Source organism: Pseudomonas sp. zfem001 (genome assembly GCF_032621725.1).
GTDB lineage: Bacteria > Pseudomonadota > Gammaproteobacteria > Pseudomonadales > Pseudomonadaceae > Aquipseudomonas > Aquipseudomonas sediminis.
The window spans coordinates 932,657-946,915 of record NZ_JAVYJI010000001.1; the positions used below are offsets into that span (position 1 = coordinate 932,657).

Here is a 14,259-nt window from a genome sequence, read left to right on the forward strand (position 1 = left end):
GTTTTTCGTCACCTGCACCAGCACGGTTTGGCAGGCCACCTTCAACTGGGCTATAACGCAGGAATTATGTGTGGAGCCCGTAATGAACGACAGCATTTCCCTTTCCGGCCTGGCCAAGCAGATGGTCCTTGCCGAGCTGCTGGACGAAAAAGCCGCCCAACAGGCTCAGCAACAAGCCCAGCGCAACAAACTGTCGCTGGTCACTTATCTGGTGCAGAACAAGCTGGTAAAGAGTCGCGCCCTGGCCGAACTGGCCTCGGAGCAGTTCGGCGTTTCCTTTCTCGACCTCAACACCCTCGACAAGGAAAGCCAGCCACGTGACCTTATCAGCGAAAAGCTGGTACGCCAGCACCGCGTACTGCCTTTATGGCGTCGCGGCAACAAGCTGTTCGTCGGCCTTTCCGACCCGTCCAATCACCAGGCCGTCACCGACGTACAGTTCAGCACAGGCCTGAATACAGAGGCCATCCTGGTCGAGGACGACAAGCTCGGCGATGCAATCGACAAGTTCTTCGACTCAGCCAATAGCGGTATGGAAGATCTGGCCGATGTCGACCTCGACAGCCTAGATGTACAGGCCGTGGATGACGACAAAACTGTAGGCGACGGCGGCGCTGACGCTGACGATGCGCCTGTGGTGCGCTTCGTCAACAAGATGCTACTGGATGCGATTAAAGGCGGCTCCTCCGACCTGCACTTCGAGCCTTACGAAAAAGCCTACCGGGTACGCTTTCGCACCGACGGCATCCTGCATGAGGTTGCCCGCCCGCCCATTCAACTTGCACCGCGTATTTCCGCCCGCCTCAAGGTGATGGCCGCGCTGGATATCTCCGAGCGGCGCAAGCCGCAGGATGGCCGGATCAAGATGAAAATCTCCAAGAGCAAGGCCATCGACTTTCGCGTCAACACCCTGCCCACGCTGTGGGGCGAAAAGATCGTGATGCGAATTCTTGACCCCACCAGCGCACAGATGGGTATCGATGCACTGGGGTACGAGGAGGAACAGAAAGAACTGTATATGTCTGCCCTCAAGCAGCCGCAGGGCATGATTCTGGTCACCGGCCCCACCGGTTCGGGGAAAACCGTATCGCTCTATACCGGCCTGAACATCCTCAATACGCCTGATGTGAATATTTCCACCGCCGAAGACCCGGTGGAGATCAACCTGGAGGGTATCAACCAGGTCAACGTCAACCCCAAGCAGGGCATGGATTTCACCCAGGCGCTGCGCGCCTTTCTCCGGCAGGACCCGGATATCATCATGGTCGGTGAGATCCGCGACCTGGACACGGCCTCCATTGCCGTCAAGGCCGCGCAAACCGGGCACATGGTGATGTCGACTCTGCACACCAACAGCGCCGCGGAAACCCTGACCCGCCTGCGCAATATGGGTGTGCCATCTTTCAACATCGCCACCTCCGTCAACCTGATTATTGCCCAGCGCCTGGCGCGCAAGCTGTGCAACAGCTGCAAGAAGGAAGTGAACGTACCGCGCGAAACCCTGCTGGCCGAAGGCTTCCCCGAGGACAAGATCGGGACTTTCAAGATTTATGGCCCTGCTGGCTGTGAAAACTGTAAGGGCGGTTACAAAGGCCGCGTCGGTATTTATGAAGTGGTTAAAAACACGCCCAACCTGCAGCGGATTATCATGGAGGAAGGCAACTCCATCGATATTGCCAAGCAGATGCGTAAAGACGGCTTTAATGACCTACGCACCTCCGCTTTGCTCAAGGCCATGCAAGGGGTCACCAGCCTTGAGGAAGTCAACCGCGTAACCAAGGATTAACCATGGCGGAAAAAGCTCTAAAGACCAGTGTTTTTACCTGGGAAGGCAAGAATAAAAGCGGTGCCGTCGTAAAAGGAGAAATCAACGGACAGAACCCGTCCTTGGTTAAGGCACACCTACGCAAGCAGGGGATCAACCCCACCAAGGTGCGCAAGAAGTCGAGCCTATCCTTGGGTGGCGCAGGCAAGAAAATCAAGCCAATGGACATCGCGCTGTTTACGCGGCAAATGGCCACCATGATGAAGGCGGGTGTGCCGCTGCTGCAGTCCTTCGACATCATCGCCGAGGGCTTCGACAACCCGAATATGCGCAAACTAGTTGATGAGGTTAAGCAAGAAGTAGCTGGTGGTAACAGCTTTGCTGCATCACTACGCAAGAAACCGCAATACTTCGATGAGCTGTATTGCAATCTGGTGGAGTCCGGTGAACAGGCAGGCGCTCTTGAGAACCTACTGGATCGCATCGCTACCTATAAGGAAAAAACCGAGGCACTGAAAGCCAAAATCAAGAAGGCGATGAATTATCCTATTGCAGTAATCGTGGTTGCAGTCATCGTTTCAGCCATTTTGCTGATCAAGGTGGTACCACAATTTGAGGAAGTATTTGCCAATTTTGGCGCCGAGCTTCCAGCCTTCACTCAAATGGTGATAGGTATTTCCCAAGTCATGCAAGAGTGGTGGTTCGTTTTCCTGATCATAATATTCGCTGCGGCTTTTGCCTTCAAAGAAGCCTTGAAGCGCTCGCAAAAGCTTCGTGACTCCGTTGACCGTGGCGTCCTGAAGCTCCCTATTGTTGGCGACATCCTCTATAAGTCTGCCGTTGCCCGCTTTGCACGAACCCTTTCCACTACATTTGCGGCAGGCGTACCGCTGGTAGATGCGCTCGATTCGGTAGCGGGTGCAACCGGCAATGTTGTGTTCAGGAACGCTACCAACAAAGTCAAGGCGGACGTTTCCACAGGCATGCAGCTGAACTTCTCGATGCGTACCACCGGCACCTTCCCCAGCATGGCGGTGCAAATGACCGCCATCGGCGAAGAATCGGGCTCACTGGATGAAATGCTCGACAAAGTGGCCAGCTTCTATGAGGCTGAAGTGGATAATATGGTCGACGGCCTTACCAGCCTGATGGAGCCTCTGATCATGTCTGTTCTCGGTGTACTGGTCGGCGGTCTGATCATCGCTATGTACCTGCCTATCTTCCAGCTGGGTTCCGTCGTCTAAATGCTTGTGATCTACTTCCTGGCCAGCCATGTGCTGGCGTTTGTTTTGTGTGCTCTGCTGCTGGGCCTGTTGGTGGGCAGCTTCCTCAATGTAGTGATTTACCGCCTACCCGTGATGCTGCAGCGCGACTGGCAGGGTCAGGCGCGCGAGGTGCTGGAATTGCCGCCGGCACCAACCGCTCAGACCTTCAACCTGATCCTCCCCAACTCCTCATGCCCAAACTGCGGCCATGAGATCCGCCCCTGGGAGAACATCCCAGTCATCAGCTATCTGTTCCTGCGCGGCAAGTGCTCTAACTGCAAAACGCCGATCAGCAAACGTTACCCCATCGTCGAACTGGCCTGCGGGCTGCTTTCGGCATACGTCGCCTGGCATTTCGGTTTTACCTGGCAAGCCGGGGCGATGCTGGTGTTGGCTTGGGGGCTGTTGGCAATGAGTTTGATCGATGCCGACCACCAGATCCTGCCGGATGCACTGGTGCTGCCGCTGCTCTGGCTGGGCTTGATCGTCAATTACTTCGGGCTGTTCACCAGCCTGGAAGATGCTCTGTGGGGGGCGATTGTCGGCTATTTGAGCCTGTGGTCGGTGTACTGGCTGTTCAAGCTGATCACCGGCAAGGAAGGCATGGGTTATGGCGACTTCAAGCTGCTCGCCATGCTCGGCGCCTGGGGTGGCTGGCAGATTCTGCCGCTGACCATTCTGCTGTCGTCGCTGGTCGGGGCGGTGCTGGGGGTAATCCTGCTGCGCATGCGCGGTAGCGATTCCGGCACGCCGATTCCCTTCGGCCCTTACCTGGCGATTGCCGGGTGGATCGCCCTGCTGTGGGGTGATGTGATTACCGGCAGTTATCTGAAGTTCGCTGGGTTTTGAGCTAACCCAGTAACACTCGTCACTCCCGCGAAGGCGGGGGACCAGGAGTTATCCTGACTTCACAGCTGGGTCCCCGCCTTCGCGGGGATGACGGATCGCGGCACACGCGGTTCGCATCATCCAGCAATCCCCCCTACAATCGCGGCCTTGAGCAATAACGAGGCTGCATTGGCGTCATGAAACCCTGGATACTCGGCCTGACTGGCGGCATTGGCAGCGGCAAGAGCGCAGTGGCGCAAGGCTTTATCGAGCGCGGTGTGCACGTGGTCGACGCGGATCATGCCGCGCGCTGGGTAGTCGAACCAGGTCGTCCGGCGCTGGCCAAGATCGTCGAGCACTTCGGTGCAGGCGTACTGCAAGCCAATGGTGAACTGGACCGCGCCGCGCTGCGCAAACTGATATTTGCCGCCCCCGAGCAGCGCCGCTGGCTGGAAAGCCTGCTGCATCCGCTGATCGGCCAGGAGATCGTTCAGGTTCTGGCGCGCGCAGAATCGCCCTATGCGATTCTGGTGTCGCCACTGTTGGTCGAGTCCGGTCAGCGGCAGATGACCCAACGCATATTGGTCGTCGACACGCCGGCCGAGTTGCAGGTGCAGCGCACCATCGCCCGCGACCAGAGTTCGGAAGAACAGGTTCGCGCCATCATGCAGGCTCAGGCCAGCCGCGAAGAGCGCCTGTGCCATGCCCACGACGTACTGGTCAATGATCGAGACAGGGTTTGGCTGGACGCGGAGGTCGAGCGCCTGCACAACTTCTATCTGACCCTGCGCGGAGGCCAACCATGACCACGATCGTTCAATGCCCCACCTGCGGTGCGCCCGTCGAGTGGAAAGCCGAGAGCACCTATCGTCCATTCTGCTGCGAGCGCTGCAAGCTGATCGACCTGGGCGCCTGGGCCGCTGAGGAACATGCGATTCCCGGCAATGACCTGGAAGACGAGATGTTCAGCGGCGATCTGCCGACGCGGCCGCATTGACGAGCAATCGCGGCTAAAGCCGCTCCTACAGTAGCGTCTTGCGCGCATCAGGGGCGCATAAAGGCGTAGTCGCGGTCATCGTCGAGGTTGTCGGCGAGAAACTGCAGTTCGTGCGCCAACTCCTGGGGATCACGTAGCGCCTTGCTCCGCTGGACGACCTCCGACAGCAGCGCACGCAATGCCACGACTGTCTCGTAGCCCTGCGTTTCGGCGTCATGCAAATCGTCCTGAACAGCGTTTCTTGCCCAGCTGTGAACACTCATATCGAGTCCCTCGGAGGCGTTTCTCACAGCATGGCGGCAGGCCCGTTTCGGATATTGACGGGGATCAATCCGCTCGGCGGCATTCAATCGGCCAATACGGCGTCATTCACTCGCCGCGATCGCTCTCCTTCCAGGGCGCCTGCAGGTAACGGCTGCGGTTGAAGGTTTCCAGCCAGTCCGGGTAAAACACCACCAGCGCAGTGACGATGGTGCCGTTGATGAAGGCTTCGGGGAACGCCACCAGCCACAGGTAGCCGGCAAAGTCGTCCAGCCAGGGCGGCATGGGGAACAGCCCGTCCATCCACAACAGGGCGAGACCGCCGAGCAAGGTCATCAGGGTCGCCAATGCCGCCGGGAAGAACCCGCAGAAGAAGATATAGACGAACAGGTTGCGCGGCTGCGCGCGCTCCACACGTAGCGCGCACAACTCGGTGATCAGAGTAGGGACCAGCACCAGCAACACGCCGTTGATGCCGAGCGAGGCCAGATCCATACGGCCGATAGCCAGCAGGCCAAGCTGCGCCGCCAGGCCCGCCAGCACGGCAAGTGGCCAGTCGAGTAGCAGGGTCACGGCAGTCATACCGATGAAGTGATAGGAAAGCCCGGAGTCGAAATCGCGACGCACCAGCCACAGCAAGAACAGCGCGAGCATGGTGCCGAACAGCAGATGCTGGCGGCGTAGATCACTGAACAGCTCGACCCAGGGCGCCCGCGCCACCGCCCAGAGCAGAGCTAGCCCGTAGACCAGCCAGCCGACCAACAAGGTGGAGAACGCCAGCAGGTTGGAAGCGATCATGCGCGCACACCCTCTCCTTCATTCATCGCCATGCCCGGCAGTCTACACCGGTACTCGGACTTGATTTTGCCGGCAGAGCACTTGCCCTGCCATTGATCGACAACAGCCAACGAAACCCTGCTGGATTTCCACGCTCACCGGAACGACTGGAGTTGCAGCACTGGCATGCGGGTAAGCGCTACGGCTAAGCTTTGGTCATGGACGATTCCGATTACCTGCGCTTACTCACGCACCAGGCCGAACAGGCCAATGCCTTCCTCTCCAACGCGAAGAAATGGGAGCGTGAGCGCTGGGTTTGTCAGCGCCTACTGCAGGCCTTGAACATACGCCATCACAGCGACGACTTCACACCCAGTGGCCAGGAGCCACCGGACGTGCTGTTTCGCGATGCCAATTTCGAAGTGTTCTTCGTGCTCGATGAAGGTCGGCGCCTCAATGACGAGTGGCGCGCCGAGCTGGAACGTCGCCGCAGCGCCTTTTCCCTCAGCCAACTGGTCAGGCGCGAAGCGCGCCCCAAACGTATTCCAGCCAGCGAGATGCAGGCGCGTCTGGCGCCGACCTTGCGCAAGAAGGCGCATAACTATCGCGAGCGTGGCATCGACCTCGGCGAACTCGATCTGGTCGCCTTCGTCAGCCTCAAGCGCGCTGTGCTCGACTGCAACAGCCACTTCCCGCCGCCCACCGAATATCTGCGCCAGGGCTGGCGCTCGCTGTCGCTGGTTGGCCCGCGCTTCGCCCGCGTGCTGTTCGCTCACCCGGACGCGCCGGATTTTCTGCGGCACAACCTCGGGCGCAGTCTGCTGTTCGACATCGGAATCGGCCTATGAGCCCCTTGCAGGAATTGCTCGCCGAGGTGCCGCAGGTCGGCCAGGTACGCTGGATAGGGGTTCGCCCCAAGGCGCGCGAGGCGATGCTCGAAGTCGAGGCCGTGGAAGCGCGGCGTGAAGCCGGCCTGACCGGCGATCACAGCCGCCCCGGGCCACGCAATGCACGCCAGGTCACGCTGATCCAGTGGGAGCACCTAGCCGTGGTTGCCGCCCTGCTCGGCCGCGATGCGCCCATGCTACCCAGCGAGCTGCGCCGCAATATCGCGGTTGCCGGCATCAATCTGTTCAGCCTGAAGGGTCGGCGTTTTCGCATCGGCCAGGCACTGCTGGAGACCACCGGCTGGTGCCAACCCTGCGCCCGCCTGGAGGAACGTCTCGGGCGCGGTACCTTCCAGGCCATGCGTGGCCATGGCGGTATCACCGCTCGCGTGATAGAAGGCGGCATCATCCGCCTGGAGGACGACGTAAGCGTGGAAACCCTCGAAACGATATCTGACCCGCAGGACAACGACGCTCGCCAAGGCTGGCGGGCACGCCTAGCAGGCCGTTGAAAAACGTAGGCGAGGCAGCCAATGCAAGGCAAAAACAAGCGAAAAAGCGGAGTTTACGAGCTGTAAATGAGCATTTTGAGCCTGTTTTTAACGCAGCAGTGGCAACGCAGATAGTTTTACAACAGCCTGCTAAGATAGCCGTATTCAAGCAGAGGCCCACCCATGACCAGTCGCCTGAGCCCCGAAGACCAACAGAAAGTCGACCAATACCTGAGCGCACCGCAGCATCAGGTCGAACGTCAACCGTTTCGCGTTTGGCGGCTGCTGGCGGTGGTCCTGGTCGTAACCATTGGCCTGGGCCTGCTGAGCCGCCTTCTGAGTCGACTGGTGCTATGAGCTGCCTTGCGCTCGCCCTCTCGCACTCACACCGCATTTTTCAAAGCCTTGTGAGCAATATCCATGTCCCATCGCATCGTGATTGTCGGCGGCGGCGCCGGCGGTTTGGAGCTGGCCACCCGCCTTGGTAGAAAACTGGGCAAGAGTGGCGCTGCCCGGATCATTCTGGTCGACGCCAACCTTACCCACATCTGGAAGCCCCTGCTGCACGAAGTGGCCGCCGGCTCGCTGAACTCCTCGGAAGACGAACTGAACTACGTGGCCCAGGCCAAGTGGAACCATTTCGAGTTTCAGCTCGGCCGCATGTCCGGCCTGGACCGTGCCGGCAAGAGCATCACCCTGGCACCGACGCTGGACGACGACGGCCAGGTGCTGATGCCTGAGCGCAGCATCAGCTATGACAGCCTGGTGATCGCCGTCGGCAGCACCACCAATGACTTCGGCACGCCCGGCGCCGCTGAGCACTGCATTTTCCTCGACACCCGCGCGCAGGCCGAACGCTTCCACCGGCGCATGCTCAGCCACTACCTGCGCGCGCATGCCAGCGAGAGCGAAGACGGCTCGAAGATCGATATCGCTATCGTCGGTGCCGGCGCCACCGGTGTCGAGCTGGCTGCAGAACTGCACCACGCTGCCAAACAACTGGCTGCCTATGGCCTCAATCGCATTCGCCCCGAAGACATGCGCATCACCCTGATCGAGGCCGGGCCGCGTGTACTGCCAGCCCTGCCCGAGCGCATCGCCCGCCCGGTGCACCAGACCCTGGAGAAGCTCGGCGTCACCGTACTGACCGGCGCCGCCGTCAGTGAAGTGACTGCCGATGGCCTGAAAACCGCCGACGGCAACTTCATCCCGGCCAGTCTGAAAGTCTGGGCGGCCGGCATTCGCGCCCCCGGCTTCCTCAAGGATCTCGACGGCCTGGAGAGCAACCGTATCAATCAGCTGCAGGTGCGTCCGACCCTGCAAACGACCCTCGATGACGACGTATTCGCCTTTGGCGACTGCGCAGCCTGCCCGCAGCCGGGCACGGAGGGCCGCAACGTGCCGCCACGCGCCCAGGCCGCACACCAACAGGCGTCGCTGCTGGCCAAATCGCTACGTTTGAAGATCAGCGCCCAGCCGCTGCCGGAATACCGCTATCGCGACTACGGCTCGCTGATCTCGCTGTCGAGCTTCTCGGCAGTCGGCAACCTGATGGGCAACCTGACCGGCAGCGTCATGCTCGAAGGCTGGCTGGCGCGAGTGTTCTACGTATCGCTCTATCGCATGCACCAGATGGCCCTGTATGGCGTACCACGTACCCTGCTGCTGATGCTCAGCGACCGCATCGGGCGCAGCACCGAACCACGTCTCAAGCTGCACTGAAGCTGTCTATACTGGGGCACGGACGCCCCAGTCGCTGGCGAGCGTCCTGCTCGCCAACATCTGCCCATTCGAGGCATCGCGCATGAATACGCAATGACCCGGCAACGCCCCGCCTTCAGCCGAGCCACAGATTCGGCAACTACCTGACATCCCCATTCCAGAATCCGCCTGCAACGGAGCATCGCAGATGCACCCAAGCAATACGACTGCCGCCAAACCCTCGGCCATTGCACTGCTGATCGCCGCTACCGGCGTGGTCTACGGCGACATCGGCACCAGCCCGCTGTACACCTTGAAAGAAGTGTTCAATTACGGCGTAGCGCCCAACCATGAGGGCGTACTGGGCATTCTCTCGCTGATCATCTGGTCATTGATCTGGGTGGTATCGGTCAAGTACGTACTGTTCATTCTGCGCGCGGACAACGACGGCGAAGGCGGCGTCATGGCCCTGACCTCGCTGGCTCAACGTGCCGCACGCAACTACCCACGTCTGCGCAAAGTGCTGCTGCTGATCGGTCTGTTCGGCGCGGCGCTGTTCTTCGGCGACAGCATGATCACCCCGGCAATCTCGGTACTGTCGGCGGTCGAAGGCCTGCAGGTCGCCTTCGACGGCATCGAGCGCTGGGTCGTGCCACTGGCGCTGGTGATCTTGGTCAGCCTGTTCCTGATCCAGAAACACGGCACAGCACGCCTTGGCATTCTTTTCGGGCCGGTCATGCTGCTCTGGTTCAGCGTGCTTGCACTGCTAGGCGTCCATGGCATCAGCCAGTACCCGGAAGCGCTCAAGGCGCTGAACCCTTACTGGTGCATTCACTTCTTCATCGTCCACCCCGGCATCGGCCTGGCCATCCTTGGCGCCGTGGTGCTGGCACTGACCGGCGCCGAGGCACTGTATGCCGACATGGGCCACTTCGGTCGCAAGCCGATCGCCCGCGCCTGGTTCTTTCTGGTGCTGCCGGGCCTGTTGCTCAATTACCTGGGGCAGGGTGCGCTGATCCTCGCCAACCCGGCCGCCGCACACAATCCGTTCTTCCTGCTGGCACCGGGCTGGGCGTTGCTGCCGATGGTGGCCCTGTCCACCCTGGCCACGGTGATCGCCTCCCAAGCTGTAATCTCCGGCGCGTTCTCGCTGACCCACCAGGCCATCCAGCTGGGCTATATCCCGCGCATGTTCATCCAGCACACCTCGGATACCGAACAGGGGCAGATCTACATCGGTACGGTGAACTGGATGCTGATGATCGGCGTCGTGCTACTGGTGCTCGGTTTCGGCTCATCCAGTGCCCTCGCCTCGGCCTATGGCGTGGCGGTGACCGGCACCATGCTGATCACCACGCTGCTGGCCGCTGCGGTGATGCTGCTGTTGTGGAACCTACCCAAGTGGCTCTCGCTGCCGATACTCGGTGGCTTCCTGCTGGTCGACAGCCTGTTCTTCATCGCCAACCTGCCCAAGGTGCTGGCCGGCGGCGCTTTCCCGCTGGTCGCCGGGATCGTCCTGTTCGTATTGATGACCACCTGGAAGCGCGGCAAGGAGATCGTCTTCGAGCGCCTGGGCGAGAATGCCCTGCCACTCGAGGTGTTCAGCGACAGCATCGCCCGCCAGCCCCCACATCGCGTCAAAGGCACTGCGGTGTTTCTGACCGCACGCACCGACAGCGTGCCGCATGCGCTGTTGCACAACCTGCTGCACAACCAGGTGCTGCATGAGCATGTGGTGTTGCTGACGGTGATCAGCGAGGACAGCCCGCGCGTTGCCGCCAGCAAGCGCGTGCAAATTCAGGAGCATGGCGAAGGCTTCTACCGCGTACTGCTGCATTTCGGCTTCAGCGAACGCCCCGATGTGCCGTTGGCGCTCAGCCAATGCCAGGTTCCCGGGCTGAGTTTCGAACCGATGCACACCACCTACTTCATCAGCCGGGAAACGGTGGTCTCGACCCACCGCATTGGCATGGCGCGTTGGCGCGAGATGATCTTCTCCTTCATGCTGAAGAACACCAACAGCAGCCTGCGCTTTTTCAACCTGCCGCTGAACCGCGTGATCGAACTGGGTACTCAAGTGGAAATCTGAAACGCAGAAACGACGAAGCCCGCACTTGGCGGGCTTCGTCGTTGTATGGTGGGTCGTGTAGGATTCGAACCTACGACCAATTGGTTAAAAGCCAACTGCTCTACCAACTGAGCTAACGACCCAAAAATGGTCGGGGTAGGGGGATTCGAACTCCCGACATCTTGCTCCCAAAGCAAGCGCGCTACCGGACTGCGCTATACCCCGATAGGAAGTTGGCTCCGCGACCTGGACTCGAACCAGGGACCCAATGATTAACAGTCATTTGCTCTACCGACTGAGCTATCGCGGAACTTCGGTCTTCCAGCTCTTCTGCGCTTTGGCTTTCGCTTTACCGCTTCAGAGGCGCGCCATTTTACGTAGCAAAATTTCCCTGTCAACCCCTGTAAACTGCTTTTACGACAATGCTTTGCAGGCAAGCCATGGACTACTATATGTTTCATCGAACTGTGGCACGACGCAGGACGCGCCAGCCGAAGACGCCAGCCAGGACAGTCCATGAGCAACCAGGACAAGCCCCCCATTCATCCCAAGGTGGTCAGCCTCGCCAGCCGCGGTATACAGCCGCGCTTCAGCGACCTGGTACAAGCCTGCCGCAAACTGGTGATGAATCGCCTGGCGGAGCATCTGAGTGGTGTATTCGGCCAGGTCGATGACACCCTGTTCGAATGCGCCGAAAAGGCCGAGAACAACAAGGTGCAGACGCTGTTCTTCGACAACATGCGCGAGATCCGCCGCCAGCGCCCGCAGATCGAGCGCAGCTACCACCAGACCATCGCCAACAATTTTTCCGATTTCCTCGACGGCAAGTTGCAGGATCAGACACCGGCCACACTCGACCCCGAACAATTGGCCCTGGTGCAGAACGAGGATTACGAAGAAACCCTGCAGGTCACCAATATGGTCAGCCGGGTCAAGGCACGCTGCACCCAGCCACTATTTGCCCTGGAACAGCGCCTGGCGCTGCTCAACAATGGTCAGAAGCTCGGTGAGGACAGCAACCCCTTCGGCCCCCAGGCGATTGCCCAGGCGTTTCGCGATGCGCTGGCGCCCTGCCCCTTCCCGCTGCAGATCAAGACCATCCTTTACATGCTCTTCGATCGCCATGTGATGCAAAGCCTCGATTCACTCTATGGCGCGCTCAACCAGCGCCTGATCGATGCCGGCGTGCTGCCCAACCTCAAGTACAGCGCACAGATCACTCAAAGCGTCAGCCGCCCCGACGCCCCAACGAAAGAAGCCCCGACGCCCCAACAGCAAACATCAGGCAGACCGGGTAAAAACCCTGCGCCCGCAGAGCCGGCACTGCTCGACCTGGACCTCAGCGCACCACCGCCCAGCGAGCCGGGCGCGTTGTTCAGCGGCTTGTCCAGCCTGCTCGGCGAGCACCGTCAGAGCCAACCTGATGCCCCACTACTCGGTGGCACACGAAGCATCATCAGCTTTTCCCCGCGTGATGCCAGCCGCACCTACAGCGCCAGCGAACTGCTCGCTGCGCTCAACCGCATGCAACAGCAGTCAGCCCACGAACTGGCCCAGCGCCTGCATCAACCGCAGGCCGTTGAAGGCCTCAAAGCCGACCTGCAGCAGCAGCTGGAATCACACAGCAGCCTGCCCGGCGATAGCAAGGTGTCCGACCAGGAAGCCGACGTGATCGACCTGGTTGGCATGCTGTTCGACTTCATCCTCGATGACGAGAACCTGCCGGACGCCTGCAAGACAGCGCTGTCGCACCTGCATACGCCCTATCTGAAAATCGCGCTGCAAGACAAGGCGCTGTTTACCCAGCACCACCATCCGGCGCGGCGCCTGCTCAACACCATGGCCCAAGCCGGCGTGCTGTATGGCAACGAGGGCGACGAACGCGGCCTGCTGGCCAAGATGCAGTGGGTGGTCGAACGGGTGATTCACGGTTTCAACGGCGATCTGGGGCTGTTTGACAGCCTGATCGAGGAGTTCAACGAATACGTCGAAACCCTGCGCCACAAGGTCGAGCTGCGCGAACGCCGCGCAGTCGAGGCAGCCAAGGGCCGTGATCGCCTACTGGGGGCTCGCGAGCAGGCACTCGAGGTGATTCAGCGCTGCATCGGGCAGCGCAACCTACCGACAATCATCCGCAATTTCCTCGAGCTGACCTGGGCCGATGTGCTGGTTTTCGTCCTGCTGCGCCATGGCGAGCAGAGCACGGAGTGGAAGCGCTCCTGCGAAGTGGCCGAGCAGTTGGCCTGGAGCGGCACCCCGCTGAACGAGACCGAGGCGCTGCAGTTGCAGGAGCAGCGCGTGCCGATGCTCAGCGACCTGCGCAAGGGCCTGGAATTGCTCGGCGGCTATCACGAAGACGGTATCCGTCGTCTACTGCAGGACCTGGTGGCCTGCCAGCATGCGGTGCAAGCCAAACAACCGCAGTTGGCCGCCCAGCTCAAACCCACCCTGCCAGAAAGTCCGTTGGGCGCCATGCTCGGCGAGGATGCCGACCTGGCTCGCCAGGCACCTTCGCGCAGCAAGCTCTCGGCGCGCGCACAAGCCCTGGCCAAGGAACTGGCCAACGTCGAATTCGGCACCTGGTTCGAGTTCGTCGATGGCAGCAAGAGCCGCGTACTCAAGCTTTCCTGGTTTAGCCCGACCACGCACAACTACATGTTCGTCGACCACAGTGGCCAGCGCGTGGCGATCAAGCCTCTAACCCTGCTGGCCAGTGAGATGGAAAAGGGCCTGGCCCGTATCGTGACACCCGAACGCGCGACACCACTGGTTGATCGCGCGCTGACTGCCATCTACCGTGTGCTGCAGCGCTTCACTGGGCGCACAGCCGAACCCCGCTGAGGAATTTCCATGGAAGAGCGTCGTCAACACAGCCGCCATGGCACCGAGATGCAGCTGGAGGTCTTCGACCTGAACAGCGGGCAGCGCCTGGGCCGCATCGTCGACCTGTCTGCCGATGGCTTCATGCTGTTCAGCGACACCCTCCACACCGCTGATGCGGTGCTGGAATGCCGCCTGGTGTGCACCACAGGTAGCGATGCGGTACAGGAAGTACATCTGGGCGCCGATTGCCTGTGGAGCCGCCCCGGCGCTGACGGCCAGCATTGCTGGGCGGGCTTTCACATCATCGATCTGGCCGAGGACCAGGCCAAAGCGCTGGAGAGCCTGCTGGCCAGGCTCTGAACCAGCCACGCGCCAGCACAACGAAAAACGGAGCCC

At 60.6% G+C, this 14,259-nt stretch carries 14 protein-coding genes and 3 tRNA genes; 12 read left to right on the forward strand and 5 right to left on the reverse strand.

The genetic code is table 11. The annotated features are described in order from the left end of the window. Nucleotides 1-82 precede the first annotated feature (82 nt). The 5 genes from pilB to yacG all read left to right on the forward strand — a co-directional run bounded on the left by pilB (nt 83) and on the right by yacG (nt 4,855). On the forward strand, nt 83-1,786 hold the full coding sequence (pilB, locus tag RTH74_RS04485; protein ID WP_106732631.1) for a type IV-A pilus assembly ATPase PilB: 1,704 nt from the start codon (nt 83-85) through the stop codon (nt 1,784-1,786). 2 nt (nt 1,787-1,788) lie between these two features. After that, nucleotides 1,789-3,009 carry a type II secretion system F family protein gene (locus tag RTH74_RS04490; RefSeq protein WP_106732630.1) on the forward strand — a complete coding sequence of 407 codons (1,221 nt, stop codon included), beginning with the start codon at nt 1,789-1,791 and terminating at the stop codon, nt 3,007-3,009. Then, complete coding sequence (locus RTH74_RS04495) at nt 3,010-3,879, forward strand: prepilin peptidase (protein WP_146746851.1); 870 nt, start codon at nt 3,010-3,012, stop codon at nt 3,877-3,879. Nucleotides 3,880-4,055: 176 nt separating this feature from the next. Next, nucleotides 4,056-4,664 carry a dephospho-CoA kinase gene (gene coaE, locus RTH74_RS04500; RefSeq protein ID WP_316913875.1) on the forward strand — a complete coding sequence of 203 codons (609 nt, stop codon included), beginning with the start codon at nt 4,056-4,058 and terminating at the stop codon, nt 4,662-4,664. Continuing rightward, nucleotides 4,661-4,855: a DNA gyrase inhibitor YacG gene (gene yacG / locus RTH74_RS04505; RefSeq protein WP_112211224.1), complete on the forward strand. Its 195-nt coding sequence runs from the start codon at nt 4,661-4,663 to the stop codon at nt 4,853-4,855. The genes coaE and yacG overlap by 4 nt, the downstream gene beginning before the upstream one ends. Before the next feature lie 47 nt (nt 4,856-4,902). On the opposite strand, the gene RTH74_RS04510 is transcribed toward yacG, so the two are convergent. Next, nucleotides 4,903-5,118 (reverse strand): hypothetical protein, encoded by a 216-nt coding sequence (locus RTH74_RS04510; RefSeq protein WP_316913876.1) that lies wholly within the window; start codon nt 5,116-5,118, stop codon nt 4,903-4,905. A gap of 106 nt (nt 5,119-5,224) precedes the next feature. After that, nucleotides 5,225-5,914 carry an energy-coupling factor ABC transporter permease gene (locus tag RTH74_RS04515; protein ID WP_106732628.1) on the reverse strand — a complete coding sequence of 230 codons (690 nt, stop codon included), beginning with the start codon at nt 5,912-5,914 and terminating at the stop codon, nt 5,225-5,227. 197 nt (nt 5,915-6,111) lie between these two features. On the opposite strand from RTH74_RS04515, the gene RTH74_RS04520 reads away from it, so the two are divergent. The 5 genes from RTH74_RS04520 (at nt 6,112) to RTH74_RS04540 (ending at nt 11,061) form a co-directional block, all read left to right on the forward strand. Continuing rightward, nucleotides 6,112-6,741, forward strand: coding sequence for a DUF1780 domain-containing protein (locus tag RTH74_RS04520; protein ID WP_316913877.1), 630 nt, complete (start codon nt 6,112-6,114; stop codon nt 6,739-6,741). Then, nucleotides 6,738-7,292 carry an MOSC domain-containing protein gene (locus RTH74_RS04525; RefSeq protein WP_316913878.1) on the forward strand — a complete coding sequence of 185 codons (555 nt, stop codon included), beginning with the start codon at nt 6,738-6,740 and terminating at the stop codon, nt 7,290-7,292. Before RTH74_RS04520 ends, RTH74_RS04525 begins: the two co-directional genes overlap by 4 nt. 162 nt (nt 7,293-7,454) lie before the next feature. Then, a complete protein-coding gene (locus tag RTH74_RS04530) occupies nt 7,455-7,628 on the forward strand; it encodes a DUF3094 family protein (protein ID WP_099522576.1) in 174 nt (57 codons plus the stop codon). Nucleotides 7,629-7,691: 63 nt separating this feature from the next. After that, entirely contained in the window at nt 7,692-8,993 is a 1,302-nt protein-coding gene (locus tag RTH74_RS04535; protein ID WP_316913879.1) for an NAD(P)/FAD-dependent oxidoreductase, read from the forward strand. Between the two features lie 187 nt (nt 8,994-9,180). Beyond that, complete coding sequence (locus tag RTH74_RS04540; RefSeq protein WP_316913880.1) at nt 9,181-11,061, forward strand: potassium transporter Kup; 1,881 nt, start codon at nt 9,181-9,183, stop codon at nt 11,059-11,061. Between the two features lie 46 nt (nt 11,062-11,107). Here the strand turns inward: RTH74_RS04540 and RTH74_RS04545 are convergent. From RTH74_RS04545 to RTH74_RS04555, 3 genes are all read right to left on the reverse strand, one after another. Continuing rightward, nucleotides 11,108-11,183, reverse strand: a tRNA-Lys gene (locus RTH74_RS04545). A gap of 5 nt (nt 11,184-11,188) precedes the next feature. Continuing rightward, nucleotides 11,189-11,265: transfer RNA gene (locus RTH74_RS04550), tRNA-Pro, on the reverse strand. A gap of 9 nt (nt 11,266-11,274) precedes the next feature. Next, nucleotides 11,275-11,350: transfer RNA gene (locus RTH74_RS04555), tRNA-Asn, on the reverse strand. A 206-nt stretch (nt 11,351-11,556) separates the two neighbouring features. Here RTH74_RS04555 and RTH74_RS04560 point away from each other — a divergent pair. Continuing rightward, nucleotides 11,557-13,881, forward strand: a complete 2,325-nt coding sequence (locus RTH74_RS04560) for a DUF1631 domain-containing protein (protein ID WP_316913881.1) — start codon at nt 11,557-11,559, stop codon at nt 13,879-13,881. 9 nt (nt 13,882-13,890) lie between these two features. Continuing rightward, on the forward strand, nt 13,891-14,223 hold the full coding sequence (locus RTH74_RS04565; RefSeq protein WP_316913882.1) for a PilZ domain-containing protein: 333 nt from the start codon (nt 13,891-13,893) through the stop codon (nt 14,221-14,223). Nucleotides 14,224-14,259 lie beyond the last annotated feature (36 nt).

Bases quoted from the DNA above. Each gene is read 5' to 3' on its own strand.
- RTH74_RS04510 (WP_316913876.1), bottom strand. From the start codon at position 5,118: ATGAGTGTTCACAGCTGGGCAAGAAACGCTGTTCAGGACGATTTGCAT.
- RTH74_RS04490 (WP_106732630.1), top strand. From the start codon at position 1,789: ATGGCGGAAAAAGCTCTAAAGACCAGTGTTTTTACCTGGGAAGGCAAG.
- RTH74_RS04525 (WP_316913878.1), top strand. From the start codon at position 6,738: ATGAGCCCCTTGCAGGAATTGCTCGCCGAGGTGCCGCAGGTCGGCCAG.
- RTH74_RS04530 (WP_099522576.1), top strand. From the start codon at position 7,455: ATGACCAGTCGCCTGAGCCCCGAAGACCAACAGAAAGTCGACCAATAC.
- yacG (WP_112211224.1), top strand. From the start codon at position 4,661: ATGACCACGATCGTTCAATGCCCCACCTGCGGTGCGCCCGTCGAGTGG.
- pilB (WP_106732631.1), top strand. From the start codon at position 83: ATGAACGACAGCATTTCCCTTTCCGGCCTGGCCAAGCAGATGGTCCTT.
- RTH74_RS04515 (WP_106732628.1), bottom strand. From the start codon at position 5,914: ATGATCGCTTCCAACCTGCTGGCGTTCTCCACCTTGTTGGTCGGCTGG.
- RTH74_RS04535 (WP_316913879.1), top strand. From the start codon at position 7,692: ATGTCCCATCGCATCGTGATTGTCGGCGGCGGCGCCGGCGGTTTGGAG.
- RTH74_RS04560 (WP_316913881.1), top strand. From the start codon at position 11,557: ATGAGCAACCAGGACAAGCCCCCCATTCATCCCAAGGTGGTCAGCCTC.
- RTH74_RS04495 (WP_146746851.1), top strand. From the start codon at position 3,010: ATGCTTGTGATCTACTTCCTGGCCAGCCATGTGCTGGCGTTTGTTTTG.
- coaE (WP_316913875.1), top strand. From the start codon at position 4,056: ATGAAACCCTGGATACTCGGCCTGACTGGCGGCATTGGCAGCGGCAAG.
- RTH74_RS04565 (WP_316913882.1), top strand. From the start codon at position 13,891: ATGGAAGAGCGTCGTCAACACAGCCGCCATGGCACCGAGATGCAGCTG.
- RTH74_RS04520 (WP_316913877.1), top strand. From the start codon at position 6,112: ATGGACGATTCCGATTACCTGCGCTTACTCACGCACCAGGCCGAACAG.
- RTH74_RS04540 (WP_316913880.1), top strand. From the start codon at position 9,181: ATGCACCCAAGCAATACGACTGCCGCCAAACCCTCGGCCATTGCACTG.